The sequence below is a fragment of the Streptomyces morookaense genome, from assembly GCF_013030945.1.
In the GTDB taxonomy this organism is placed as follows: domain Bacteria; phylum Actinomycetota; class Actinomycetes; order Streptomycetales; family Streptomycetaceae; genus Streptomyces; species Streptomyces morookaensis.
On sequence record NZ_JABBXF010000004.1, the window covers coordinates 125824 to 150273 of the forward strand.

General features: G+C 72.1%; 22 protein-coding genes and 1 pseudogene. 14 read left to right on the forward strand and 9 right to left on the reverse strand.

The window, feature by feature from the left end:
* Window positions 1-8: 8 nt before the first annotated feature.
* Entirely contained in the window at window positions 9-788 is a 780-nt protein-coding gene (locus tag HG542_RS02235) for a sigma-70 family RNA polymerase sigma factor (RefSeq protein WP_171078273.1), read from the reverse strand.
* 189 nt (window positions 789-977) lie between these two features.
* Between HG542_RS02235 and HG542_RS02240 the strand changes: the two genes are divergently transcribed.
* Window positions 978-1607, forward strand: coding sequence for a HemK2/MTQ2 family protein methyltransferase (locus HG542_RS02240; protein WP_229922464.1), 630 nt, complete (start codon window positions 978-980; stop codon window positions 1605-1607).
* Window positions 1591-1833, forward strand: a complete 243-nt coding sequence (locus tag HG542_RS02245) for a CDGSH iron-sulfur domain-containing protein (protein WP_373313059.1) — start codon at window positions 1591-1593, stop codon at window positions 1831-1833. Before HG542_RS02240 ends, HG542_RS02245 begins: the two co-directional genes overlap by 17 nt.
* A 21-nt stretch (window positions 1834-1854) precedes the next feature.
* Here HG542_RS02245 and HG542_RS02250 read toward each other — a convergent pair whose 3' ends face one another.
* Together HG542_RS02250 and HG542_RS02255 are read right to left on the reverse strand one after the other, a co-directional pair.
* Complete coding sequence (locus tag HG542_RS02250) at window positions 1855-2859, reverse strand: iron-containing redox enzyme family protein (RefSeq protein WP_171078275.1); 1005 nt, start codon at window positions 2857-2859, stop codon at window positions 1855-1857.
* Complete coding sequence (locus HG542_RS02255; RefSeq protein ID WP_171078276.1) at window positions 2859-3392, reverse strand: DUF1360 domain-containing protein; 534 nt, start codon at window positions 3390-3392, stop codon at window positions 2859-2861. The genes HG542_RS02250 and HG542_RS02255 overlap by 1 nt, the downstream gene beginning before the upstream one ends.
* Window positions 3393-3577: 185 nt before the next feature.
* Between HG542_RS02255 and HG542_RS36340 the strand changes: the two genes are divergently transcribed.
* From HG542_RS36340 to HG542_RS02300, 9 genes are all read left to right on the forward strand, one after another.
* The gene (locus HG542_RS36340; protein ID WP_171078277.1) at window positions 3578-3904 is read left to right on the forward strand and encodes a Ku protein; all 327 of its coding nucleotides are present in this window, start codon (window positions 3578-3580) and stop codon (window positions 3902-3904) included.
* A 66-nt stretch (window positions 3905-3970) separates the two neighbouring features.
* Window positions 3971-4888, forward strand: coding sequence for a hypothetical protein (locus tag HG542_RS02265; RefSeq protein WP_171078278.1), 918 nt, complete (start codon window positions 3971-3973; stop codon window positions 4886-4888).
* Window positions 4889-4953: 65 nt separating this feature from the next.
* Window positions 4954-5601, forward strand: a complete 648-nt coding sequence (locus tag HG542_RS02270; protein WP_171078279.1) for an HhH-GDP family DNA glycosylase — start codon at window positions 4954-4956, stop codon at window positions 5599-5601.
* Window positions 5598-6299 carry an HAD family hydrolase gene (locus tag HG542_RS02275; protein WP_171078280.1) on the forward strand — a complete coding sequence of 234 codons (702 nt, stop codon included), beginning with the start codon at window positions 5598-5600 and terminating at the stop codon, window positions 6297-6299. Before HG542_RS02270 ends, HG542_RS02275 begins: the two co-directional genes overlap by 4 nt.
* A gap of 217 nt (window positions 6300-6516) precedes the next feature.
* The gene (locus HG542_RS02280) at window positions 6517-7503 is read left to right on the forward strand and encodes a metal ABC transporter solute-binding protein, Zn/Mn family (RefSeq protein ID WP_171078281.1); all 987 of its coding nucleotides are present in this window, start codon (window positions 6517-6519) and stop codon (window positions 7501-7503) included.
* An 8-nt stretch (window positions 7504-7511) separates the two neighbouring features.
* Window positions 7512-8399: a metal ABC transporter ATP-binding protein gene (locus HG542_RS02285; RefSeq protein ID WP_171078282.1), complete on the forward strand. Its 888-nt coding sequence runs from the start codon at window positions 7512-7514 to the stop codon at window positions 8397-8399.
* The gene (locus HG542_RS02290) at window positions 8389-9270 is read left to right on the forward strand and encodes a metal ABC transporter permease (RefSeq protein ID WP_171078283.1); all 882 of its coding nucleotides are present in this window, start codon (window positions 8389-8391) and stop codon (window positions 9268-9270) included. The genes HG542_RS02285 and HG542_RS02290 overlap by 11 nt, the downstream gene beginning before the upstream one ends.
* Entirely contained in the window at window positions 9267-10091 is an 825-nt protein-coding gene (locus HG542_RS02295; RefSeq protein WP_171078284.1) for a metal ABC transporter permease, read from the forward strand. The genes HG542_RS02290 and HG542_RS02295 overlap by 4 nt, the downstream gene beginning before the upstream one ends.
* Window positions 10092-10101: 10 nt before the next feature.
* Window positions 10102-10461, forward strand: coding sequence for a Fur family transcriptional regulator (locus tag HG542_RS02300; RefSeq protein ID WP_171078285.1), 360 nt, complete (start codon window positions 10102-10104; stop codon window positions 10459-10461).
* A gap of 3 nt (window positions 10462-10464) precedes the next feature.
* On the opposite strand, the gene HG542_RS02305 is transcribed toward HG542_RS02300, so the two are convergent.
* The 4 genes from HG542_RS02305 to HG542_RS02320 form a co-directional block, all read right to left on the reverse strand.
* A complete protein-coding gene (locus HG542_RS02305; RefSeq protein WP_171078286.1) occupies window positions 10465-10764 on the reverse strand; it encodes a hypothetical protein in 300 nt (99 codons plus the stop codon).
* A gap of 224 nt (window positions 10765-10988) precedes the next feature.
* Window positions 10989-12167: a GTP-binding protein gene (locus HG542_RS02310; protein WP_171078287.1), complete on the reverse strand. Its 1179-nt coding sequence runs from the start codon at window positions 12165-12167 to the stop codon at window positions 10989-10991.
* Between the two features lie 6 nt (window positions 12168-12173).
* Window positions 12174-12344, reverse strand: a complete 171-nt coding sequence (gene rpmF, locus HG542_RS02315) for a 50S ribosomal protein L32 (protein ID WP_171078288.1) — start codon at window positions 12342-12344, stop codon at window positions 12174-12176.
* A 119-nt stretch (window positions 12345-12463) separates the two neighbouring features.
* Complete coding sequence (locus HG542_RS02320; protein ID WP_171078289.1) at window positions 12464-13924, reverse strand: aminotransferase class I/II-fold pyridoxal phosphate-dependent enzyme; 1461 nt, start codon at window positions 13922-13924, stop codon at window positions 12464-12466.
* A gap of 149 nt (window positions 13925-14073) precedes the next feature.
* Here HG542_RS02320 and HG542_RS02325 point away from each other — a divergent pair, with 149 nt between their 5' ends.
* Together HG542_RS02325 and HG542_RS02330 are read left to right on the forward strand one after the other, a co-directional pair.
* On the forward strand, window positions 14074-14406 hold the full coding sequence (locus HG542_RS02325) for a thioredoxin family protein (protein ID WP_171078290.1): 333 nt from the start codon (window positions 14074-14076) through the stop codon (window positions 14404-14406).
* 25 nt (window positions 14407-14431) lie between these two features.
* Window positions 14432-15084: pseudogene (locus HG542_RS02330) on the forward strand (DNA polymerase domain-containing protein); the annotation flags it as partial.
* 51 nt (window positions 15085-15135) lie between these two features.
* Here the strand turns inward: HG542_RS02330 and HG542_RS02335 are convergent.
* Window positions 15136-16260: an SDR family oxidoreductase gene (locus HG542_RS02335; protein ID WP_171078292.1), complete on the reverse strand. Its 1125-nt coding sequence runs from the start codon at window positions 16258-16260 to the stop codon at window positions 15136-15138.
* 139 nt (window positions 16261-16399) lie between these two features.
* Here HG542_RS02335 and HG542_RS02340 point away from each other — a divergent pair, with 139 nt between their 5' ends.
* A complete protein-coding gene (locus HG542_RS02340; RefSeq protein WP_171078293.1) occupies window positions 16400-23827 on the forward strand; it encodes a type I polyketide synthase in 7428 nt (2475 codons plus the stop codon).
* Here the strand turns inward: HG542_RS02340 and HG542_RS02345 are convergent.
* The gene (locus tag HG542_RS02345; RefSeq protein WP_227722816.1) at window positions 23769-24446 is read right to left on the reverse strand and encodes a diguanylate cyclase; all 678 of its coding nucleotides are present in this window, start codon (window positions 24444-24446) and stop codon (window positions 23769-23771) included. The two genes, HG542_RS02340 and HG542_RS02345, sit on opposite strands and share 59 nt — an antisense overlap.
* Window positions 24447-24450 lie beyond the last annotated feature (4 nt).

The window sequence follows — 24450 nt, forward strand, 5'->3', positions numbered from 1 at the left end:
CGGGGACTTCAGACGGGATCGGCCTCGTCGGAGGACTGGCGCAGACGGCCGAGTGCCCGTTTCAGGATGCGGCTGACCTGCATCTGCGAAATGCCGAGCACCGCCCCTATGTCCGCTTGCGTGAGGTCTTCGAAGTAGCGCAGGTACAGCACGTACCGCTCCCGTTCGGGAAGGCGGGCGATCAGGGCCCGGGCCGTCTCCCGGTCCAGCACCACGTCGAGCGCCGCGTCCGTGTCGCCCAGGACGTCCAGCAGCCGGATGTCCGCATCACCGGTGGGCGCGTCCAGGACCCAGGCGCGCTGCACGTGCTCGACCCGCAGTCCCTCGTGCACGTCCCGTTCGCTGAGTCCGGTGGCCGCCGCCAGCTCGGCCGCGGTGGGGACCGCCTGGAGCTCCTGCTCCAGCGCGGCACGTGTCCTCTTGAGGAGAGCGGATGCCTGCTGGAGATGCCGCGGAATGCGCACGGCACCCACGAAGTCCCGGAAGTGGCGCCGGAGTCCACCGGTGATGGCCGGGACCGCGTAGGAGGGGAAGGCGTGACCGAGGTCCGGGTCGTAGGCGTCCACCGCCCTGACCAGCGCGAGCGCGGCGACTTGGCGCAGATCGGCGGTGGCCTCGCCCCGGTTGTGGAAGCGCCGGCTGATCCGCTCGGCCATGGGCAGCCAGGCCTCGATGATCTCCCGGCGGACCTGCTCGTGCTCCCTCCCGCCCGGCTCCAGCCGCTTCAGGCGGGCGAAGGCCGCGGCGGTGTCGGGATCGCGGTCGCGCGGGCAGGGCCGGTGGGGCATCGGTGACGTACCCCTCCCGGTTCGTCCCAGCAGTCGGACAGCGACGCCCTCAGTATCGAAAGCCCCGGTCCCGGCTGCCATCCGGCTGCCGCCGAACGAAGTGCGGTACGGGAGGTACCACCGGTGCGCCGGTTTAGGCGGGGGACTTCCGGTAACCCGGAGTGCGTGCCGCTTTTCACCTTTCCCGGTGTGTACGCGCCGCAGGAGGACACCCGCCTGCTGATCGCGGCGCTGCGGCGCGAGTGCCTGCCGCCTGCCGCGCGGGTCCTGGACGTGGGCACGGGCAGCGGCGCGCTGGCCCTGGCGGCCTCCCTGCACGGGGCCGCCGAGGTGACGGCCGTCGACGTGTCCCTCCGGGCCGTGCTCAGCGCGCGCCTCAACGGGCTGCTGGCCCGGCGCCCCATCCGCACGGTCCGCGGCGACCTGCTGGGACCGGTCGCCGGGCAGCGGTTCGACCTCGTCCTCGCCAACCCGCCGTATCTGCCCGCGCCCCCGGCCCGGTACCCGCCCCGCGGCGCCGCCCGCACCCACGACGCCGGGGAGGACGGGCGGATCGTGCTGGACCGGCTGTGCGCCGGCGTGCCCGCCGTGCTGAGCCCCTCGGGGGTGCTGCTGCTCGTGCACTCCTCGCTGTGCCGCGTGGACGTCACCCTCGAACTGCTCGCCCGCGCCGGCCTGCCCGCCCGGGTCACGGACCGGGTCCTGACCCGGCTGGGGCCGGTGACACTTGCCCGCGCCGACTGGCTCGCCGACCGGGGGCTCATCGAACCCGGCCAGGAGAAGGAGGAACTGGTGGTGATCCGTGCCCAGGCCCCCTGACCCGCCGCCGGAACCGGCACCCGCACCGGCCCGGCGGGTGCGGTGGCCGTCGCCCGTGGGCCCGATGCTCGTCGAAGGCCCCGTCGACGTGGTCACGGACGACGGCGCGATCGTGCGCTCGGAGCGGCCCGTGGTCGCCCTGTGCACCTGCCGGCGCAGCCGGATCTTCCCCTGGTGCGACACCAGCCACCGCAGGCGGCTCCCGCCCTCGCACGACGAAGCATGACCGGCGCGTGACCGGAGGCGCTCAGACCGACGGCCGGGTGCGGAGCGAGCTCCCGCCCGCCTCCCAGGCCCCGAGCACATGACCGGCGAAGCGGTCCTCCAGCAGGCCGGTGGCGGCGATGCCGAAGCAGACGTCGGCGGCCAGCCGGGGCTCGCGCTCCAGCAGATCCCCGACGACCTCGTGCCGCACCAGCTGTTCGTGCACGGCGTCCGCTTCGACGTGCTCGGCGTAGAAACCGGTCGCCGCCGGCCCTGCGCCCAGCCGCTGCATCGCCTCCATGAGCCGCCGGGAGGCGGGCGGCGAGGTGCACTCCAGCACCGCGAAGTGCCCCACGAGGGCCCCTCGGCGGGCACGGTGCAGGCCGAAGAGCGACATGAGGTTGACCGTGGCCAGCGTGGCGGCCGGCACCGCGTCCAGGTAGTGGCCGTAGGTGTCGTCGAGGGCCAGGTCCTGCATGAGGCCCGCGAAGAGCTCCGCGTGGACGCGCTCCGCACGTCCGGCACCGAACTCCTCGTACTCGACCGTGGCCAGCGCGGCCTTGGCACGGCCGGTCAGCCGCGGAATCATCCACGCGTGCGGATCGGCCTCCTTCAGCTGGTACAGCGACCGGTGGACCGCGTACTCCTGCAGCTGCCACCAGTGCCCCCGGTCCCGCAGGAAATGCGTCACTCCCCGGCCGTCCGGCCGTTCCGTGACCAGCTCCTCCAGCGCCGCGCGGGCGTCGTCCCCGTACGGGACGTCCACACGCAGCGCCGCCGTGAACCGCTGCTCCAGCAGCCGGCGCAGACCCAGCAGCCCCGGATCCCACTCCCAGTCGTCGGACACCCCCTGCCAGCCCCGGTAGTGCAGCTCGTAGCAGAGGTACAGGGCGAGCTGGAGGTCGTCGCCGTACACGTCGGCCTCTTCGGCGAGTGCCCGTCCGGGCAGCCGCCCACGGCCGGGATCCGCCGCCAGGGCGTCGAGCAGGGCGGCGCTCAACTCCCCACGGGGAAGGGGCCGCACCGCCGGGCCCGCCTGCCCGCCCATCACTGCTCCCCGGCGGCCTGCTGCACCCGGACGCGCACGAAATGCAGGAAGTCCGAGCCGGTGAGCGCGGTGAGCGTCGCGGTCGCGAGCCGGGTCGCGCGGGGGGCGAAGACCATACCGGCGGCGATGCCCGTCGTGATCCACATGCCGGTGCGGAACGGGCAGGTCAGCAGCTCGCCGACGGCCTTGCGGGCACCCCGGCCGCGGACCTCCTCCTCCAGTTCGGCGGGGCCGCTGGTGCCGCGGTACCGGGCGAAGGGCGCCCTCAGCGGGCTGGTCACCGGGTCCTTGGACACGAGCCGGGACAGCCGGTGGGTCGCTCCGGCACACAGCAGGACGTCCCACGGCGTCGGATCGGGCAGCTCGCGACGCGTGGCCCTGGCCAGGCCGGCGAGAGCGGCGATGCCCGCCACGTAGACGCCCATCGCCCCGGCGTAGGCACCCAGCGGGTGGTCCGTGCCGGCGGTGTAGGCCTCGGCCTCCTCGCCGAGACCCCGCCGCGGGCGACCTCCTGCCTGCTCGGGGCTCGTCATCGGGCGTCCCTTCGTCCGCTGTTCGCGCCGTACCCGGAGTCGGGTTACCACTTTCCGCACCCTGAAACGCCCGGCCCCGTCGTGAGGCACCCGCCCTCTCAGCCGCGTGGACGGGACCGCCGTGCGCAGGGCGGCCGGGGATGCGAGCGTGAGGACGGACGGATCCGGCGAAGGAGTTGATCAGCATGGCCAGGCCGATCTGGTCGGGTGCCCTCACCCTCGGCCTGATCACGGTGCCCGTGGGGCTGTACAGCGCGGTGGACGAGCACACGGTCCGCTTCCACCAGCTGCAGCGCGGCACCTCCGACCGGATCCGCAATCGCCGGGTCGACGAGCGCACCGGCAAGGAGGTCCCGGCCGAGAAGATCGTCAAGGGCTACGAGGTGCCGCGGGGGAGCGCCCCGGAAACGGGCCGGCTCCCGACGCACCGGCCTTGCCTCGCTGAACAAGACGGAGTTGTACGAGCGCGCCGCGAAGGCCGGGGTGCCGGGGCGCTCCTCGATGAGCCGTGAGGAGCTCATCGACGAGCTCGGCGACAGAAGGGGAAGCGGCCGGACGAAGGCCGCATGAGGTGACCGGTGGACTTCGATGCCATCGCCGACGAGCTGTACGGGATGCCGCCCGACGCGTTCACCGCCGCCCGCGACCGGTACGCGGCCGCCGCCCGGCAGGCCGGCGACCGGACGCTCGCCGGGAAGCTCAAGGAACTGCACCGGCCGACGGCCGCGGCCTGGGCCGGCAACCTCCTCGTCCGGCACAGCCGGGACCAGGCCGACGCCCTCATGCAGCTGGGCGCGAACCTGCGCCAGGCCCATCACGAGCTCGACGGCGCCCAGTTGAGGGAGCTGACCCGGCAGCAGCACGCCCTGGTCGCCACGCTTGCGCAGCAGGCCGTCCGGCTGGCCGCCGAGGCCGGAAGGCGGCTCGGCGACACGGCGCGGCGCGAGGTCGAGGCGACCCTCCACGCGGCCCTCGCCGACCCCGAAGCGGCCCGGGCCTGGTCCGCCGGCCGCCTCGACAAACCGCTGACCGCACCCGTCGGCTTCCCCGGGGTCTCCGGGACCGCCACCGTCCATCCGCTGCGCCCCTCCGCCCCCGCATCCCGCGGGCACCGCACCGGCCGTGCACAGCGCGGGAAGGCGAGCGTGACCGAGCTGGAAGCGGCCCGCGCACGCCGCCAGGAGCGTGAGCGCGCCGAACGGGTCGAGCGCGCCCGCCATGCCGCCGACCAGGCCCAGGCCGCCTGCCGCTCCCTTCAACAGGAGCTCGACCAGCGGCAGGAGGAGGCCGACCAGGCCGAGCAGGCCCTCCAACAGGCCGCACAGGAGGTCGAGAACCTGAAAGTGCGCCTGGAAGAGGCGCGGGCGCACCACCGTGAAGTGCAGGACGACGCACGGCAGGCCCGTAAACGGCTCCGGGATGCCGAGCAGACAGCACGCAAGGCCGAGCGGCGCGCCGAAACCGCCCTGTCCGAACTCGAAGGGCATCAGCTGTGACAGGCCTCGGGAGGCATCGGTGACCGTGCAGCGTGACACTGAACCCTGGAGGTGAACGAACAGCCATGACGGACAAGGAGAAGGAGACGGTGCGGGCACTGCTGCGCGCCCACGGGACGACGTTCGCCGAGGAGGCCGGCATCCGGCTCAAGGACACCCCCCAGCCGCTGTACCGGCTGCTGGTGCTGGCCATGCTGCTCAGCGCCCGGATCCGCGCCTCCGTCGCCGTGGAGACGGCGCGTGCGCTGGCCGATGCGGGGATGAAGGATCCGCGCCGGATGTCGTCCGCGACCTGGCAGCAGCGGGTGGACGCCCTCGGGGAGGGCGGCTACCGGCGTTACGACGAGCGCACCTCGACCCAACTCGGCAAGGGTGCCGAGCTGTTGCTGGAGCAGTACGGCGGTGACGTGCGCCGCATGCGGAAAGAGGCGGACGGCGACGTCGGCCGGCTCAAGGAGGTGCTCCAGGAGATCCCGGGCGTGGGGCCGACGGGTGCCGACATCTTCCTCCGCGAGGTCCAGGGGATCTGGCCGGAGGTGCACCCCTATTTCGACGCCAAGACGCTCCAGGGAGCCGAACGGCTCGGACTCCCCGCCGATCCCGGCAGGTTGGCCGGCCTGGTGAAGCGCGGGGAAGCCCCTGCGCTGGCCGCCGGCCTGGTCCGGGCGGCCCTGGACAAAGAGGTCGCCGACGACGTCCGGGCGGCCGCATGACGCCGCATGCCGACACCCCCGCCCGCGCGGCCCTCTTCGACGTGGACGGCACCCTCGTCGACACCAACTACCTGCACGCCGTGACCTGGTGGGAGGCGTTCCACCAGGCCGGCCACACGGTGGCGATGACCGACATCCACCACTCCCTCGGCATGAGCACCGACCGGTTGCTGGACCGCCTCCTCGGAGAGAACCGCGACAAGGACGGTGACGAGGCGATCAGTTCCGCCCACACCGCCCTCTACGCCACCTGGTTCGACCGGCTCCCCGCCCTCGCCGGAGCGGGGGACCTGCTGCGGGAACTCGCCGCCCGGCACTGGCGTGTCGTCCTCGTCACCTCGGCCAGGAGCAGTGAACTGGCCGTCATGCGCAGGGCGATCGGTGCCGACGACGCCATTCACGACGCCACCAGCGGCGACGACGTCGAGTCCGGCAAGCCCGCCCCCGATCCGGTGCAGCAGGGCCTGGAGCGCGCCGGGGTGCCGGCCGGGCGGGCGCTGTTCGTCGGGGACAGCGTGTGGGACGTGAAGGCCGCGGCACGGGCCGGGGTCGACTGCGTCGCGCTGCTGACGGGAGGGATCGCCCGCGCGGAACTGGAGGAGGCGGGCGCCGTCGCCGTCCACCGCGACCCGGCGGAGCTGCTCGCCGCCCTGGACGACAGCCCCTTCGGGCGCCTGGATCAAGGGCATGTCCGGTAGGCCGCGCGACCGGCTGATCCAAGGTGCTCGGTACTCCAGCCGACACATGTGATCAGAGCTGTGCATGGTCTAGCCCGGACGATTGCACTCCAGTCAAAAGATGGCAATGGTTTTCATCTTGTGTTGATATGAAAATCGTTTCCATCTACGGTCGTGGGTGAGTCACGTACGCCGGAGTGGACCACCGTGCCACCGGTACCGCACGAAGGAGCCCCCCATGCCCACCGCCGCCACGTCCCGATTCCCGCGACCATCCGCACGGACCGCCCTCGTCGCTGCCGTGGCGGCCTTGACGGCTGTGACCGCCACCGCCTGTTCGACCTCGTCCTCCTCCGACTCGAAGGCGGGCGGCGGCGCATCGGCCGCGAGCGGCTCGGCCGGCGGCAAGAAGATCGAAGTGGTGGCGGCGGAGAACTTCTGGGGCAGCATCGCCACGCAGCTCGGCGGTGACCGCGTGCACGTCACCAGCATCATCACCAACCCCGACACCGACCCGCACGACTACGAGCCGAAGGCCGCCGACGCCCGTACCGTGGCGGGCGCCCGGTACGCGATCGTCAACGGCATCGGCTACGACGCCTGGGCCGACAAGCTCCTCGCCGCCAACCCGGCCGGCGGGCGTACCGAGTTGAAGGTCGGCGACCTCGTCGGCGTCAAGGAGGGCGGCAACCCGCACCGCTGGTACTCGCCGGACGACGTCCACAAGGTCATCGAGAAGATCACCGAGGACTACAAGAAGGCCGACCCCGCCGACGCCGCCTACTTCGACCAGCAGAAGACCGCCTACGAGACCAAGAGTCTGGCCCCGTACACCAAGCTCATATCGGAGATGAAGAGCAAGTACGCGGACACGCCGATCGGCGCCTCGGAGTCCATCGTCACCCCGCTCTCCGAGGGGCTCGGGCTGAAGATGCTCACGCCCGAGACGTTCCTCGACGCGATGAGCGAGGGCACCGACCCCACGGCCAAGGACAAGGCCACCATCGACGACCAGATCAAGAACAAGCGGATCAAGGTCTACGTCTACAACTCCCAGAACTCCACGCCCGATGTGCAGGCGCAGGTCAAGGAGGCCAAGGACGCGGGCATCCCCGTGGCCACGGTCACCGAGACCCTGGCCCCGGCCGGCGCCACCTTCCAGCAGTGGCAGACCGCCCAGCTCCAGGGCATCGAAGAGGCCCTGGCCAAGGCGACCGGGCGATGATCGAGGCCATGGAACCGGCAGTCCGGGCCGTCGGGCCCCGCGCGGTCCGGGTCCCTGCCTCCCGGCAGGCGGCCGAACCCGTGCTCGAGCTGTGCGACGCCGCCGTGCGGGTGGGCGGGCGCACCCTGTGGTCGGGGGTGAATCTCGCTGTCGGGGCAGGGGAGTTCACCGCCGTCCTCGGTCCGAACGGTGTCGGCAAGTCCACCCTGGTCAAGGCGCTGCTGGGCGCCATGCCGCTCGCCGCGGGCGAGGTACGCGTCCTGGGGGACCGTCCTGGTCGAGCCGGTCACCGCATCGGCTATCTGCCGCAGCGCCGCAGCTTCGACGCCTCGATGCGGATCCGCGGCATCGACGTGGTCCGTATGGGCCTGGACGGCGACCGCTGGGGCGTGCCGTTGCCGATCCCCGGCCCGCGTCGGCGGGCCGCCCGTGAACGCGTCGACGAGGTCGTCGAGTTGGTGGGGGCGAGCGCCTACGCCCACCGGCCGGTCGGCGAGTGCTCCGGCGGCGAGCAGCAGCGGCTCCTCATCGCACAGGCTCTGGTGCGGCGCCCGCAACTGTTGCTGCTGGACGAGCCGTTGGACAGTCTTGACCTGTCCCACCAAGGCGGCATCGCCGCGTTGATCGGGCGCATCTGTCATCAGGAGGGTGTGGCCGTGGTGATGGTGGCGCACGACGTGAACCCGATACTGCATCACCTCGACCGGGTCGTGTACCTGGCTCGGGGAGGCTCCGCCTCGGGTGCCCCACAGGAGGTGATCACGTCCGAGACCCTGACGGGTCTGTACGGCACGCCGGTCGAGGTGCTGCGGGCGTCCGACGGGCGGCTGGTCGTGGTCGGGCGGCCCGAGTCGGCCGGGGACGGCCACGGGGACGGTGGAGGTCATGTCGGCTGATCCGCTCTGGTCGTGGAACCTCGTGGGGGACGTGCGGCAGATGTGGTCGTACCCGTTCATGGTCAACGCCTTCCGCGCGGGTGCGATCGTGGCCGTGGTCTCCGCTGCCGTCGGGTGGTTCGTGGTGCTGCGGCGGCAGACCTTCGCCGCGCACACCGTCTCCGCCGTCGCCTTCCCCGGCGCCGCCGGTGCCGTGCTCCTCGGAGTCGGCGCGGTCTCCGGCTACTTCACACTCTGCGTCACCGCCGCCCTGGTCATCGCGGCCCTGCGCGGCACCGGCGACCGCGAGGAATCCGCACTGACCGGAACCGTCCAGGCCTTCCTCCTCGCCTGCGGGTACCTCTTCACCGCCCTCTACAAAGGACTGCTGGAGGGGCCGCAGACGATCCTCTTCGGCACGTTCCTCGGCATCACCACCACCCAGGTGACCGTCCTGCTCGGCGTGGGCATCGCCGTACTCGCGGTGCTGGCGCTCATCGGCCGTCCGCTGCTGTTCGCCTCCGTCGACCCGCGGGTCGCCGCCGCGCGCGGCGTACCGGTGCGGGCGCTGTCCGTCGTGTTCCTGGTGCTGCTGGGGGCGGCGACCGCCGAGGCGAGCCAGATCACGGGCACCTTGCTGGTGTTCGCCCTGATGGTGATCCCCGCCGCCACCGCGCAGACCCTCACCGCCCGCCCGGCGGCGAGCCTGCTGCTGGCCGTGGCCCTGGCACTCGCGGCCACCTGGGCGGGGCTGATCGCCGCCTACTGCTCGCCCTATCCGCTGGGGTTCTTCGTGACCTCGTTCGCCTTCACCGGATACGTCCTCGCCCTGGGAGTGCGTGTGCTGCGCACGGCCGTGCCGGGCCGGCCGGTCGGGGAGGTCGCCTCATGACCGCGCTGTCCCAGCCGTTCTTCCAACACGCTCTTCTCGCCGGGACGTTGATCGCGGCCGCGTGCGGCATGGTCGGCTACTTCCTCGTGCTGCGCGCCCAGGTCTTCACCGCCGACGCGCTGAGCCACGTCGCGTTCACCGGCGCCATGGCCGCCCTCGCCATCGGCTACGACCTGCGGCTGGGACTGTTCGCCGCGACGATCGCCATCGCGCTGCTCTTCGGCGCACTCGGCCGCCGGGCCCGCCCGGACGATGTCGTCATAGGGAGCGTCTTCTCCTGGGTCCTCGGCCTGGGCGCGTTCTTCGTCACCCTCTACACCACCTCCCGCAGCACGGCCGACGGCACCGCGGGCGTCAGCGTCCTGTTCGGCTCGGTCTTCGGCATGTCCGCGGGCCACGCGGCAACTGCCGCACTGCTGGCGGGAGGTGTCTGCGTGCTGATGCTGATCGCTGCCCGGCCGCTGCTGTTCGCGACGGTGGACGAAGCGGTGGCCGCGGCCCGGGGCGTCCCGGTCCGGCTGCTCGGTTACGGCTTCCTCGCCGTGGCCGGGGCGAGCGCCGCCGAGGCCACCCAGGCGGTCGGCTCCCTGCTGCTGCTCGGCCTGCTCGCCGCCCCGGCCGGAGCCGCGATCCGGCTGACCGACCGCCCGTACCGGGCACTCGCCCTCTCCGTGGGCCTCGCGGTGACCGAGGTGTGGACGGGCCTGTTCACCTCGTACGCGGTGCCGAAGATGCCGCCGAGCTTCGCCATCATGGCCACCGCCACCGCCGTGTACGCCGCCACCTTCCTCATACGGCGCCCCGTCCCGCGCACCAGTTGAGGCACGAGCGGTGGAAGGTTTCATCAGCGTCCAGGCCCTGCACAAGCGGCTGGTGGCCGACGGCTCGCCCGTCGGCCTCTCCACCGTCTACCGCACCCTCACCGCGCTGGCCGGGGCCGGCCGTGCGGACGTCTTCCGCGACACCAACGGCGAACGGCTCTTCCGCCACCGCCCCGGCCCCGACCACCGCCACTACCTCGTCTGCACCGAGTGCGGCCTCAGCCTGCCGGTCGAATCCGGCCCGGTGGAGAAATGGGCGGAACGGATCGCCCGGACCTCGGGGTTCGCGAACGTCCGGCACGCCGTGGAGCTCTCCGGCATCTGCCCGGACTGCGGCCGCCGGAGCGCGGTCCGGGAACGGACACCCTGAAGATCAGTGGTCGTCCCAGTGCCCGTCGTGCGAGGCGTGACGGTGCCCGTCGTGGATGTAGTCCATGTGGTTGCCGTGCGGCACGGCGACGTGACCACAGCCCGCACCGTGCTGGTGCGTGTGCTCCTGGTGAACGGTGTGCCCGGTGGGCTCGCACTCGTCGGTGTGGTCCTCGTGTATCCGGTGCAGGTGCCCGTCGTGGACGTAGTCGACGTGATCGCTGTGCGGTACGGCGACGTGACCGCACCCCGCGCCGTGCTGGTGGGTGTGGTTCGCGTGAGAAGTGTGCGTGCTGGTCAGCATGGCAAAGCCTTCTTCCTCCCCCGTGATCGGATGTGTCCGGTGGGAGAGCCTGCCCTTCCAGTGTTAACCGCGCCGGTGATTCGCGAAAGGTGGCGGAAGTCGGCTGGAAACATGCTCTCCGCTGCGGAGGAACGCCTTACGGGCGAAGAAGGAGCGCTGACCATGACCGCAGCGCCTCCGCCGGGGCAACCCCGGCGGAGGCGCTGATGCCCGGGGCCTGCACCTCAGGCGTGGGCTGTCTCGAGCCCGTGATCGTGTTCGCAGGCGGTGTCGTCCAGCCCGTGGGCGTCCCAGGCGGGGAAGGGATCGGGCCAGGACGTGTCTGCCTCGTCCGGCTGTACGAGGCAGGAGGAGAGCGCCTGTTGCAGTGCCTGTGGGCGCAACGCGGTGCCGATGAAGACGAGTTCCTGGCCCTGTCCGCCCGGCTCGCGGGCGCCGGCGGGCTCGAAGCGGGCCACGGACCCGGCCTGCGACCACAGTCCGGTCACCCGGTCGCGTCCGGCCAGCCAGAAGAACCCCTTCGAGCGCAGCACGTGGCCGTAGGCCCCGGAGTCGAGTTCCTCGGTGACGAACGTCCACAGGCGCTGCGGGTGGAAGGCCCGCCCGGCGCGGAAGACCGTCGAGGAGATGCCGTACTCCTCGGTCTCGGGGGTGTGGTCGCCGTTGAGCTCCCTGACCCACCCGGGCGCCTGCTGGGCGCGCTCCAGGTCGAAGAGGCCGGTGCCGAGGAGCGCCGAGGGGGCCACCCGGCCGTGCTCGGCCGGCACGATGCGGGCGGCCGGATTGAAACGGGCGAGCGCCGCCCGGAGCCGGTCGGCTTCGGCCGCTTCCACCAGGTCGGTCTTGTTGACCACGATGACGTCGGCGAACTCGATCTGGTCCATGAGGAGATCACTCACGGTCCGTTCGTCGTCCTCGTACTGGTCCAGGCCGCGCTCCGCCAGGCCGTCGCCGCCGTCGAGTTCGGGGAGGAAGTTCGCGGCGTCCACGACGGTGACCATGGTGTCGAGCCGGGCCAGGTCGCCGAGGGTGGCGCCGTCGTCCCGGGGGAAGGCGAAGGTGGCGGCGACGGGCATCGGTTCGGAGATCCCGCTCGACTCGATGAGCAGGTGGTCGAAGCGGCCTTCGCGGGCCAGGCGGTCCACCTCCTGGAGGAGGTCGTCCCGCAGGGTGCAGCAGATGCAGCCGTTGGTCATCTCGACCAGACGTTCCTCGGTCCGCGACAGCGCGCCTTCGCCGCCCCGCACCAGCGCGGCGTCGATGTTGATCTCGCTCATGTCGTTGACGATCACGGCGACGCGCAGTCCGTCGCGGTTGGCGAGGACGTGGTTGAGCAGGGTCGTCTTGCCCGCGCCGAGGAAGCCGGAGAGGACGGTCACCGGCAGCCGGTGATCAGTGGCCATGGCCCGTCAGCCCTCCGGGTGCAGCAGTCCGCGCTCGTACGCCTTCACCAGGCGCTGCGGCACCAGATGCATGGCGCCGTCGACGGTGACCGGCACCAGCCGGGGCGTGCTCGCCTTCCACCGGGCGCGGCGGTGACGGGTGTTGGAGCGGGACATCTTGCGCTTGGGCACGGCCATGGGAACAGAGACCTCCGTCGTCGGTGCGTGATGCCACGCTACATGAAAACGGAAACCGTTACCAAAAGAGCCGGGCCCGCAAGGTGGGTCACGCGACCGCCGGACAGGATCCGGCGCGCCTATTCGGCCACCACGCGCAGGGTGCGCAGCGACGGGTCCGTGCAGTCGGGGACGTACATGCCCGCCTCCGCGCCCGTGCGGAGGTAGTCGGCGACCTCCTGGCTGATGCGTTCACCCGGGCAGACGGCCGGGACACCGGGCGGGTAGGGGCTGGCCATCTCGGCGGCGACGCGGCCGGGGGAGCGCTCGACGGGGATCTGTTCCACCGGGCCGAAGAAGGCGGTGCGCGGCAGCATGGCCGTCTCCAGTTCCAGCCCAGCGGGGGACGGCAGGGCGACGGCCGCGGGCGGCGGCAACGTGCCGCGCAGGGTGGAGAGTTCGGCGAGGGCGTCGAGGAGGGTGCCGGTGCTCTGCTCGGTGTCGGCGTGGGTGATCTGGACGACGACGCGGCGGTGGTCGGCGAGGCCGACGGCGATGGCCCGTTCGTCGAAGAGCCAGTCGGAGACGGCGTATCCGCTGGTGCCGAGCTCCGAGACGTCGATGACGACGATGAGCGGGTCGTGGCCGAAGGCGAGGCCGGGGCCGACGAGTTCGCAGGAGAGGGCGCACAGCCCGGGAAGGCGGGCGATCTCCTCGCGCAGCCGCCCGGCCAGGTCCAGGGCGTTGCCGAGCAGCGAGCGGCCGTGTTCGACCATCTGCCGCCGCCAGCCGTCGAGTCCGGCGTAGACGAGCACGGAGGGGCTGGTGGTGCCCAGGAGGTCCTCGCAGAGCTTCAGCGTGTGCGGGCCCACCAGGTCGCCCTGCAGATGGAAGACGGATCCCTGTTCGAGGCCGGCGCCCATCTTGTGGACGCTCGTGACGCAGACGTCGGCTCCCGCGTCCATGGCCCAGGTGGGCAGATCGGGGTGGAAGGGCAGATGGGCGCCCCAGGCCTCGTCGACGACGAGCGCCTTGCCGGCGCGGTGGCAGAGATCGGCGATGGCGCGGACGTCGGCGCATGTGCCGTAGGCGGTGGGCGAGACCAGCAGCATGCCCCTGGCGTCCGGCGCGCGGTCGAGGGCGGCCGCGACCTGCTCCGGGCCGGGCGGGTGGCTGAAGTGGTGCCCGGCGTCCCACCGCGGGGACACCCAGACGGGCTCGATGCCGGCGATGATCAGCCCCGCGATCACGGACTTGTGCGCGTTCCGGGAGACCAGCAGCTTCTCGTGCGGCCCGGCGACCGCCAGCATCGCCGACTTCACGGACAGCGAACTGCCGCACGTGGAGAAGAAGGTGTGCTCGGCGTGGACGGCGTCGGCCATCAGGCGCTGGGCGTGCTCCAGCACGCCGTGGCCCATCCGGCGGTCGTCCAGGCCGTTCATGGCGAGGATGTCGGAGGCGAAGACACCGTCCCCGAGCACCTCCACGGCCCTCGGGTCGGCGCCGGCCCCCTGCTTGTGGCCGGGCGGCGTGAACGACAGGGGGCCCCGCCGGTGGTACGCGGACAGGGCCTCCAGCACGGGCGCCTGAGCATGGTCCATGGGATGCGGCTCCTCGCCGGGTCTCGCACGATGTCCCGAAACGATCGGGTAACCCGGTACCCCTCCGGTGAAACGTACGGAAGACCGATGTGCGAAGCCCGAGGGGCTGTGGAACGGTGGGGTTTCCGAGGAGCCGAGGAGTCGAGGACATGGCGGTCACACCCATCAGCTGCCTGGAGGAGTTCGAGAACGCCATCGCGCAGGACAGGGCCGTGGTGGTGGAGTTCTGCGCGACGTGGGCCGGCCTGTGCCGCGTCATCCGTCCGGTGTTCGAGCGGTTCTCCGGGCTCCCCGAATTCGCGGCCGGCGTCGACTTCCACTCGGTGGACCTGGACGAGGCATTCGACGTCGCCCAGAAGGCCGGTGTCGGGCCCGTGCCCGTCTTCATGGCCTTCCGCAACGGCGTCAAGAACGCCGAAGCGGTCGCGCCCGGTCCGGACGCGCTGTACGAGCTGATCGACAAGGCGCGCACGAAGTCATGAGCCGAAGACGGAGGACGGGCTCCGCATCGGCGGCCGCACCGTGCCCCTGTCCCACCCGGACAAGGTGCTCTTCCCGGAGGACGGGATCACCAAGGCCGAGCTCGTCGGCCACTACCGGGCCGTCGGCCGCCTCATGCTCCCGCACCTGAGGGACCGCCCCTGGTCATGGAGCGCTACCCGGACGGCTACCGCGGGAAGTCCTTCTTCCGGAAGGACGTGCCCGGTCACTTCCCCGACCGGATCCACCGCCGCGAGGTCCCCAAGGAGGGCGGGGCGGGGACCATGGCGGTCTGCGGCGACGCCGCAACCCTGGCCTACCTCGCCAACCAGGCGTGCCTCACCCTGCACCCCTGGCTCAGCCGCACGGACCGCCTCGACTGCCCGGACCGGATCGTCTTCGATCTCGACCCGCCCGCCGACGACTTCGACACCGCCCGTGCCTTCGCCCGCGACGTCGCAGGGCTCCTGGCCGCCCGCCACCCGGACGAGCTGACCACCGCCGTGCGCAAGGACAAGCGCCGCGGCCGCCTCTGCCTCGACATCCAGCGCAACGCGTACGCCCAGACCTCGGTCGCCCCGTACGCCGTCCGCGCCCGCCCCCACGCCCCCGTCGCGACCCCCATCGGCTGGGACGAGCTCGACGACCCGGACCTCCACCCGCGGCGCTGGACCGTGCGCACCCTGCCCGACCGCCTCGCCGGGGAGGGGACCGCCTGAGCGCGCGGGGCCTCATGGTGATGACGGTTCCAGGGCCCGGAGCAGATAGTCCTCGTCGACGGGCGCGGGATCGGCCAAGTCGCCTACGGCGCAGAGCAGTTGGGTCCGGTCGTAGGTGCGGCGCTGGGCGATGTAGCCGAGGAGCCTCGCCTGTTGGGCGATGAGGGCCTCGGCCGGGGTGGGGTCGGTCAGTTCGGGCACGGGGACCAGCGTCACGCCGGGATAGCGCCGCTCCAGGGCGCGGGCCGCCGTTGCCGCCGGGGTGTTCTGCGGATGCGTCACGTGCAGGGTCCGCAGGGAGGGGGTGCCGCGCAGGGCTTCGGCGGCCCGGACCATGGCCCGGGCCGCGTAGTCGGCCTGGAGCACGTTCAAGGAGCCCCCGAGGTCGACGGTCACCCGTAGGCGCAACATGTCCCCCCTGCCCTGCACGCGGGCCCGCAACAGCGCTTGTCCCGTGTCGCGCAGGCCCGTCCTCCGCGCACCCGCCTCGACGACGCGGAGCAGGCCGGCAAGCGGCTGGCCGGGCAGACCGGCCGGGACGGAACGGTCGGTGACGAGGAGGCTGGGCCGCATGACGACCACCGGCCGCCGTGTGCCGCGCGCCCAGGCGCGCACCATGGCTTCGGCGGTGTACTTGGTCTCCTCGTAGGCGACCTGGAAGCCGTCGTCCTCGCTCAGATCGTCCTCCTGCACATGGCCGGTGAGCCGCCGGCCGGCCACATAGGCGGTGCTGACGTGGACCAGCTGCGCGTCGGGGGCTTCGTCGGCGAGGTCGAGGAGGTGCCGGGTGCCGAGCACGTTGGACCGGTACAGGGGCACCGGATCGCCCTCCAGGCTGACCAGGGCCGCGCTGTGCCAGATCCGGGTGAGCCCGTCCGTGGCCCGCGCCCGGGCGCCGGCGCTCAGGCCGAGGCCGGGCCGGGTGATGTCACCGCTGACGTAGCGCAGCCGTGTGAGGGCCTGCGGCGGCAGGGGCGGCCCGTCGAGCCAGGCGACGGCGGCCTCGATGCGGGCGCGCAGGCTTTCCTCACTGCCGCGGCCGAGCACGGTCACCGGTTCGTCGCTGTCACGGGACAGCAGTTCACGGACGAGGCGGCAGCCGAGGAAGCCGGTGGCGCCGGTGATCAGGATGGACAAGGAGCCTCCGCACCAGATCGGGTGAATCTTCGCCAATATCCCTTCCCCGCCCAGGGATTGCCCAGTCACGATCGTCATCTCATCGCTACATGCACCGAGTTGATGCCTTGCCCGCCCCTTCCCGGAAAGGGGAGTGCCCATGCACCAGGAACCGGCAGCCTTCGACGAACACGCGATAGCCGTCGTCGGTGTGTCCTGCCGTATGCCCGGCGGCATCGCGGGCATGGACGACCTGTGGACCGCTCTGCACGAGGGGCGTGACCTGATCACCCGGATGCCTGCCGACCGGTTCGACACCGACCGGTTCGTGAACACGGACATGCCGCGCCCGGGCAAGACCTACACCGCGGCGGGGGGTTTCCTCGACGACATCGCGGGCTTCGACGCCGCCTACTTCGGGATCTCCCCCAAAGAGGCCGCGCACATGGACCCCCAGCACCGGCTGTTGCTGGAACTGGCGGCGGAGGCGCTGGACGACGCGGCCATCGCCCCCGAGCGGCTGGCCGGCACCGACACGGCCGTCTACGTCGGCATCTGCGACGCCTCCTACGCCGGACTCCTGGCCGCCGAGCCGCGCGGCATGAACGCCTACACCATGTCGGGCACGGCTTCCTCGATCGCCGCCAACCGGCTCTCCCACGTCTTCGATCTGCGTGGGCCGAGCATGGCCGTGGACACGGCCTGTTCGTCGTCCCTGGTGGCCCTGGACCGGGCCTGTCACACCCTGTGGGAGGGCACCAGCCGAACCGCCCTGTGCGGGGGTGCGAACATCCTGCTCAGCGCCTTCCACTACGTAGGCTTCTGCCAGGCCTCGATGCTCTCCCCACGGGGCAGGTGCGCCTCGTTCTCCGCCGGCGCCGACGGGTTCGTGCGGGCCGAGGGCGGCGGCATGGTCGTGCTCAAGCGGCTGGCCGACGCACTCGCCGACGGCGACCGGATCCACGGAGTCGTCCTCGGCAGCGCGAGCAACTGCGACGGCAGGACCCTGGGACTGGCCCTGCCCAACGCCGGGGCCCAGGAGGCGTTGCTGCGCCGCGTGTACCGGCAAGCGGGCGTGCATCCCGACGAGTTGGTGTACTTGGAGGCGCACGGCACGGGCACTGCCGTGGGCGATCCGCTGGAAGCACAGGCCATCGGCCGGGCCCTGGGTATGCGCAGGATCACCGGACCGCTGCCGATCGGCTCGGTCAAGACCAACGTGGGACACCTGGAGCCCGCCTCCGGCATCGCCGGGCTGTGCAAGGCGCTGCTCGTCCTGCGGCACGGCACGATCCCGGCGTCCCTGCACGCCCAAGAGCCCAGCCCCGCCATCGACTTCACCGGGCTCGGCATCGACCTGGTCACCGAGAACCGGCCGCTGGCCCGGACACCGCGCCCGGTCATCGGCGTCAACTCCTTCGGCTTCGGCGGCGCGAACGCGCACACCATCCTGACCGCCCCGCCGGCCATCCGGCCGGAAAAGCAGGAAGCGTGCGTCCCACCGGAGGGCCTGCCGGTCCTGGTCAGCGCCCGCACGAAGCCGGCCCTGCTCCAGGCGGCGGCCCGCATGGCCGAACGGCTGGACGGCGCCGGCCCGGAGGACTTCCACGACATCGCCTACACCTCCTGCCGCCGCCGGGGCCGGCACGAGCATCGTGCCGTGGTCCTTGCCGCGTCGGCCGCGGAGGCCGCCCGGCGGCTCACCGCGCTCGCCGAACCCGGCGCGGGCGCGACGACGCAGGCGGTCCGTACCGGGCGGGTGGCTTTCGTCTACTCCGGAAACGGCTCCCAGTGGGCGGGCATGGGTGCCGACCTGCTCGCCGCGGACCCGGTCTTCCGGCGAACGGTGACGGCCGTGGACGCCGAGCTGACACCGTTGCTGGGCTGGTCGGTCGCCGATTACCTGGCCTCACCGCCGGAGGAGTGGGACCTCGCGGCCACCGAGATCGGACAGCCGCTCCTGTTCACCGTCCAGACCGGCCTCACCGCCATGCTGCGCGACCAGGGAGCGGAGCCGGCCGTCGTGCTCGGCCACAGCGTCGGCGAGGTCGCCGCCGCCTGCACCGCCGGCGCCCTGACCCTCGCCCAGGCGGCCCAGGTGATCGCAGAGCGGAGCCGCGCCCAGGCGGCCACCGCGGGCACCGGGCGCATGGCCGCCGTCGGGCTGGCCCCGGGCCGGGCCGCCGAGATCCTCCAGGCCTACGAAGGGCAGTTGGAGATCGCAGGGGTCAACAGCGCCAAGGACGTCACCGTGACCGGCAACGCCGAGGCGCTCGCCGCTCTCGGTGAACACTGCGCCCAGCAGGGCGTGTTCTTCCGCGACCTGGACTTCGACTACGCCTTCCACAGCCGGGCCATGGACCCTCAGCACGAGCCGCTGACCGCCGCTCTGAGGGACCTGCGGCCGCACCCTGCGGACATCCCCTTCTGCTCCACGGTCACCGGCACCTGGATCGCCGGCCGCGACCTGGACGGCTCCTACTGGTGGCGCAACCTGCGCGAGCCCGTCGCCTTCGCCCGGGCCATGGACGAAGCCCTCGACGACGGAGTGGACATCTTCCTGGAAATCGGCCCCCACCCCGTCCTGCGGGCCTATCTGCGGCACATTGCACAGGCACGCCCCCAGGCGCTCCTCGCGGTCGTGGAGACCCTGCGCCGCGGGTGCAGCGGCACCGACGCGATGGCGAGGGCCCGGGCCGCCGTGCTGGCCGCGGGCGCACACACCGACTGGTCCCGTTACTTCCCCCGCCCCGGCCGGGTGACCGCGTTGCCCGCCTACCCCTGGCAGCGTGAGCACCACTGGGCCGTGCCCAAGGAGCAGGCCGGCTGCCCACCGGTGCACCACCCGCTGCTCGGCAGCCGGGTGACCGCCCCGTCCCCGCTGTGGGCGGGAGCCGTGGAACCGGCCCTGGTGCCCTGGCTGGCCGACCACCGGATCGCCGGCAGCGTCGTCATGCCCGCCACGGGCTACGTGGAGATGGCGCTCGCCGCCGGCCGCCTGGCGTGGGACGCGCCGGTGGAGGTCGAACACCTCGACATCAGCAGCGCGCTCGTCGTGAACTGGGCCGACGCCTCCGCCGTCAGAATGCAGGTCGCACTCGACCACGACACCGGACTCCTGCAGGTGACCAGCACCGACGAGCATGCCGGCAAGCCCCGCGCGCACGCCCGCGCCCGTGTGCGCACCCTGCTCGCCTCCCGTCCTGCCCCCCTCGACCCGGACGCGCTGCGACGACGGTGCACACGACAGGTGAAAGCCGAGGACCACTACACGGCCTGCACCGAGGCCGGTCTCGGATACGGCCCGGCCTTCCGGGTCCTGACGGAGCTGCACGCCGGCGAGAAGGAAGTCCTGGCCCACTACACGCACCCGGCCCCCGGTGCGCCCTACACCGTGCATCCGGCACTGCTCGACGGCGCCCTGCAGGCGGGAGCTCCCTTGCTGGCCGACCTGGTGGCCGAGGGACAGGCCTGGCTGCCCGCGGCCGTCGGCGCCGTCCGGGTGTGGGCGACACCATCCGGTTCCGGCATCGTCGCCGTACGGGAACGCTCACGCACCGACAGCGAAATCTGCTGGGACATCACCCTCGCCGACCTCGACGGCACCGTCACCGCCCGGCTCGACGGCTGCCGACTGCGCCGCTTCACCGGCACCCGCACCACCCGACTGGCCATCACCCACACCGTGCTGCGCGCCGCACCCCGCGACGACGACGGTCTCCGCTCCTCGCCCTCACCCATGCCGGTCCCCAGCCGGGTGATCACTGCGTGTACGGACCGCATCGCCGAGGCCCGCACGGCCTGGCGGAAACTGGACTACGGAGGGAACCGGGAACGCTTCCTCGAACTTGCGGCTCGCACCACCGCCATGACGCTCAGTCATTTTCTGCCGGAACCTGACGCACTCTTCACCGAGGACGACCTCGTCAGGAACGGCTTGCAGCAGCACAAGCGCCTCATCGCACTGATGAGGCCGCTGATGGAACAGCACGGTGTGCTGCACACCGAGGCGGGCGGCCGCCACCGCCTGGCCTGTGAGCCGACCGCGGAGACCAGGAAGACGGCGCTCACCGAGTCGCCCCAGTTCGCCGTCGCCTCTGCGCTGTACGCACACCACAGCGTGCACCTCACCGACATCCTGCGGGGAGACCGCGATCCGATGGAACTGCTGACCCATGACGCGTCGGCGAGGCTCCTCGAACTGTTCTACGACGTCGATCCGTTCTGCCACTTCTACAACCGGCTGGCCCGGACCCTGCTGAAGGAAATGATCCGGACATGGCCCCGGGACCGGCCGCTGCGCATCCTCGAAGTCGGCGCCGGAACGGGCGGTATCACAGCCCAGTTGCTCCCGGTTCTTCCTCCGGAGCGAACCCGCTACTGCTACACCGACATCTCCACCTTCTTCTTCACGCGGGCCCGCGCCCGGTTCGCAGCCCACGACTTCGTCGAGTACCGCACCTTCGACCTGGACACACCCCCGGCCGAACAGGGCTTCCCACCGCAGGCCTTCGACCTGGTCGTCGCGGGCAACGCCCTGCACACCGCCAAGGACCTCGCCCAAGCCCTCGGGCACATCGCCGGCCTGCTGGCCCCCGGCGGGGCGCTGCTCGCCTTCGAGACGCACACTCCGGAGATGCTGGCCATGCTCTTCGGCACGCTCGACAGCTTCTACGGCAACACCGACACCACGCTGCGTCCTTGCTCCGTGATCCTGCCCCGCGAGCAATGGCCCGGCCTGCTGACGTCCTGCGGCTTCACGCACGTCGTGCAGACCGGGGATGCCGACGACGCACCCGGATCCGAGGACGGCTCCGTCCTGCTGGCCACCGTGCCGGCCACCGGCCCATCGGACGAGGCACCCGCACCCGGTGCCCCCGCAGGCGCGGTCCACCTCGTCGCCGCAGAAACCGCGCAGGAGCTGCCTCTCGCCACGGCGTTGACCGAATTCCTCACAGCGGACGGGGAATCCACCGCCCGGGCCGTCCTGGCACCCCGTACGAGCGATGAGTGGGACGCCGTCATCGCCCGCGGCGACGACCACCCACCGGCCGTGGTGCTGCTCCTCGGCGAGTTGACGGCGGACACCCCCGACGAGGTGGTGGCACAGACGGCACACCGCGCGGAGATCGTACGGACCTGGTCGTCCGCCGTGGAGCAGCGGCAGGGCGACAGCAGCCGACCGGAACTGTGGGTGGTGGCCCGCCCCCACGGCTGCGCCGGCATCGGTACGGACGCCGAACAGCCGGCCGACGCGGCCACGTGGGCGCTGACGCGCTCGCTGGCCAACGAACGCCCCGACATCCAGTGCCGGAGAGTGTCCCTGTCCCGAACGGGCGACCTTGCCGCAGACGCCCGTCGGCTGGCCCGCGAACTGTGCACGCCCGGTGACGAGGACGAAATCGTGCTGACGGCACAGGGCCGCTTCGTCCTCCGTGAGCAGTACCGCTCAAGTGCCCGCCCGGCCGTCGGCGGCCTGCCCCACACCCTCCGCGTCCGCAGTCCGGGCCTGTCCTACGAGCTGTTCTGGCAGGAGACCGCGCGACCCGGACCCGGCCCCGGAGAGGTGCTCGTCGACGTCAGGGCAACCGCCCTGAACTACCGCGACATCATGCAGGCCACGGGCCTGCTGCCCGCCGAAGCCGGTGGAGGTCCGTCGGCCGACGGCTACGGGATGGAATGCGCGGGCCTGGTCGTCGCCTGCGGCGAGGGGGTGAGCCGCCCGAAGCCGGGCGACCGTATCGCCTGCATCGCGGCGAACGCACTCGGCTCCTGGACCGTGGCCCGGGCCGAGGCCGTCTTCCCGCTGCCGGACGACACGACGTTCACCGAGGGCGCCACCATGCCGGTGGCCTACGCCACGGCCGTCCACAGCCTGGGCGCCCTGGCCCGCCTCCGGCCCGGCGAGACCGTTCTCGTCCATGGCGCAGCGGGCGGCGTGGGCCTGGCCGCCCTGCGCTACGCACATGCCCGAGGCGCGGCCGTCATCGCCACCGCCGGCAGCGACCTGAAGCGGAACTACCTCCGCGGTCTGGGCGTCACGCACGTCCTGGACTCACGCTCACTGGACTTCGCCGACCGGATCCGTGCCCTCACCGGGGGCCGCGGCGTCGACGTCGTCCTCAACTCACTGGCCGGCGAGGCCATGACCCGCAGCCTCGAACTGCTGCGCCCCGGAGGCAGGTTCCTCGAACTGGGAAAGCGGGACTTCTACGAGAACAAGCCGCTCCTGCTGAGGCCGTTCAACAACAACATCGCATTCTTCGGCGTCGACCTCACCAAGATCATCTCGGATGGCCGCCAACTCGCCGAACTCGTCGCACAGTTCGACGACCCCGTGCTGCGCGACGTCCTGCGCCCCCTTCCCCACAGCACCTTCCCCGCCGCGCGGGTGGGCGAGGCGTTCGCCTTCCTCCAGCACTCCCGCCACATCGGCAAGGTGGTCGTCGCCTTCGACCCCCTCGACGAACCACCACTTGTCGAACCTCTCGACCGTGCTCCCCGCCTCGACCCGGCCGGCACCTACCTCGTGACCGGCGGCACCGGCGGATTCGGTGCCCGGACCGCCCGGTGGCTCGCCGATCTCGGCGCCCGGCACCTCGCCCTGGTCAGCCGGCGCGGCCCCGACGCACCGGAAGCCGCCGAGGTCCTCACCGCCCTCCGCGCCCAAGGCGTGCAGGCCACCGCCTACGCGGCCGATGCCGCCGACCTCACCGCCATGACCGGCCTCGTGGCCGGGATCGATGCTCAGGGCCACCCCCTGCGCGGCGTCGTCCACGCCGCCATGCACCTGGACGACGAAGCACTGCGCGACCTGGACCAGGACCGCATCACCGCAGTGCTGCGCCCGAAGATCGGCGGCGCGATCGTCCTGGACCGGCTCACCCGGAACCGGGAGTGCGACCTGTTCCTGATGTATTCCTCCGCCGCCGCGTTGATCGGCAACATCAAGCAGGCCCCCTACGCGGCAGGGAACCTGTATCTGGAAGCACTGGCACGCAGCCGCCGCCGCGCGGGCCTGCCCGGGACGGCGATCGCCTGGGGCGTGCTCGACGCCGGCTATGTGGCCCGCAGCGACCTCGCCGTCTCCCTGTCCGCTCTCGGCATGACGGCGGTCGGCGCCGACCAGGCGTTCGGCGCGGCCGGGAAGCTCCTGCAGGAGAGCGCCGAGGCGGCCTGCGTCGCGCGCACGGACTGGGCCACGGTGAGCGGCCTGTTCACGCTGACGGCCGGCCCGCGCCTGGCCGGCCTGGTGCCCGCCGGCAGTGGGGCACGCGGCAGGACCGAGGAACTTCTGTGCCTGCTGAGGCAGTTGCCCGCCGAAGAAGCCCTCGCCCTCCTGGCCCAGCGCATCGCAGCACAGATCGCCGAGGTCACGGAGATGGAAGCGTCCCAGGTGGACCTGCACAGGCCACTGGACTCGTTCGGCCTGGACTCGCTCATGGCCGCGGAACTGCTGGTCAAGTTCCAGCAGGAGTACGACATCGACATCCCGCCCATGGAGTTGCTGCGCAGCACCACGGGGTCCATCACGGACCTGGCCCGGCTCCTCCATCTCCGCCTCGGGCTGGGCCGCAACGACCGCTGACCGGGCGCGCCCGCAGGCAGCGCAGCATCTCCTCGCCGTAGGGCAGGGCGACGAAGAGCCCCACCGCCGCGGCGACCGAGGCGAGATAGCCGGCCGGGAGAGGGCGTTCCTTCGGGACGAGCTTCCAGGCGTCCGCGGCGCCCCGGCCGCCGCGGACCGCCTCCCAGTGCAGGCAGAGGGTGATGGCGGCCGCCGTGAGGGGCAGCACTTCGAGGAAGCTGTGGATGTGCTGTTCCACCGGGCGGACTTCCCGTTCACGGGTGGCGAGCGTGACGTCCCACAGGGCCGTGGCGCCATGGGCCAGGGCCGCGCCGCCCATCAGCGACAGGACCAGAGGATTGATCTTCGCGACGAGCCCCACCGTGAGCGGCAGCCCCGCTTCGGCCATCATCAGCAGGTGCACCGCCGATTCCCGCACGCCGGTGGTCTCCTCGATGTGCGTGCGGCGGTGCATGACCCAGTCCGCGACGCTCGGTACGAACCAGAAGGGCAGGACCCCGTACAACAGGACCCTCCTGCCGGCGTTCTCCACGTCGTCGGAGCCGGGCCGGATGCGCAGGGCGGGCCGGTCGCGCCCGCGCAGCCACCGGCGGGCCGGTCCTGTCCGGGTGTGGCGCATGGGT

Excerpts from the sequence above, each read along its gene's own strand:
- HG542_RS02235 (WP_171078273.1), bottom strand. The coding sequence starts at position 788 with ATGCCCCACCGGCCCTGCCCGCGCGACCGCGATCCCGACACCGCCGCG.
- HG542_RS02250 (WP_171078275.1), bottom strand. The coding sequence starts at position 2,859 with ATGGGCGGGCAGGCGGGCCCGGCGGTGCGGCCCCTTCCCCGTGGGGAG.
- HG542_RS02255 (WP_171078276.1), bottom strand. The coding sequence starts at position 3,392 with ATGACGAGCCCCGAGCAGGCAGGAGGTCGCCCGCGGCGGGGTCTCGGC.
- HG542_RS36340 (WP_171078277.1), top strand. The coding sequence starts at position 3,578 with ATGGCCAGGCCGATCTGGTCGGGTGCCCTCACCCTCGGCCTGATCACG.
- HG542_RS02270 (WP_171078279.1), top strand. The coding sequence starts at position 4,954 with ATGACGGACAAGGAGAAGGAGACGGTGCGGGCACTGCTGCGCGCCCAC.
- HG542_RS02275 (WP_171078280.1), top strand. The coding sequence starts at position 5,598 with ATGACGCCGCATGCCGACACCCCCGCCCGCGCGGCCCTCTTCGACGTG.
- HG542_RS02280 (WP_171078281.1), top strand. The coding sequence starts at position 6,517 with ATGCCCACCGCCGCCACGTCCCGATTCCCGCGACCATCCGCACGGACC.
- HG542_RS02285 (WP_171078282.1), top strand. The coding sequence starts at position 7,512 with ATGGAACCGGCAGTCCGGGCCGTCGGGCCCCGCGCGGTCCGGGTCCCT.
- HG542_RS02290 (WP_171078283.1), top strand. The coding sequence starts at position 8,389 with ATGTCGGCTGATCCGCTCTGGTCGTGGAACCTCGTGGGGGACGTGCGG.
- HG542_RS02295 (WP_171078284.1), top strand. The coding sequence starts at position 9,267 with ATGACCGCGCTGTCCCAGCCGTTCTTCCAACACGCTCTTCTCGCCGGG.
- HG542_RS02305 (WP_171078286.1), bottom strand. The coding sequence starts at position 10,764 with ATGCTGACCAGCACGCACACTTCTCACGCGAACCACACCCACCAGCAC.
- HG542_RS02310 (WP_171078287.1), bottom strand. The coding sequence starts at position 12,167 with ATGGCCACTGATCACCGGCTGCCGGTGACCGTCCTCTCCGGCTTCCTC.
- rpmF (WP_171078288.1), bottom strand. The coding sequence starts at position 12,344 with ATGGCCGTGCCCAAGCGCAAGATGTCCCGCTCCAACACCCGTCACCGC.
- HG542_RS02320 (WP_171078289.1), bottom strand. The coding sequence starts at position 13,924 with ATGGACCATGCTCAGGCGCCCGTGCTGGAGGCCCTGTCCGCGTACCAC.
- HG542_RS02325 (WP_171078290.1), top strand. The coding sequence starts at position 14,074 with ATGGCGGTCACACCCATCAGCTGCCTGGAGGAGTTCGAGAACGCCATC.
- HG542_RS02340 (WP_171078293.1), top strand. The coding sequence starts at position 16,400 with ATGCACCAGGAACCGGCAGCCTTCGACGAACACGCGATAGCCGTCGTC.
- HG542_RS02345 (WP_227722816.1), bottom strand. The coding sequence starts at position 24,446 with ATGCGCCACACCCGGACAGGACCGGCCCGCCGGTGGCTGCGCGGGCGC.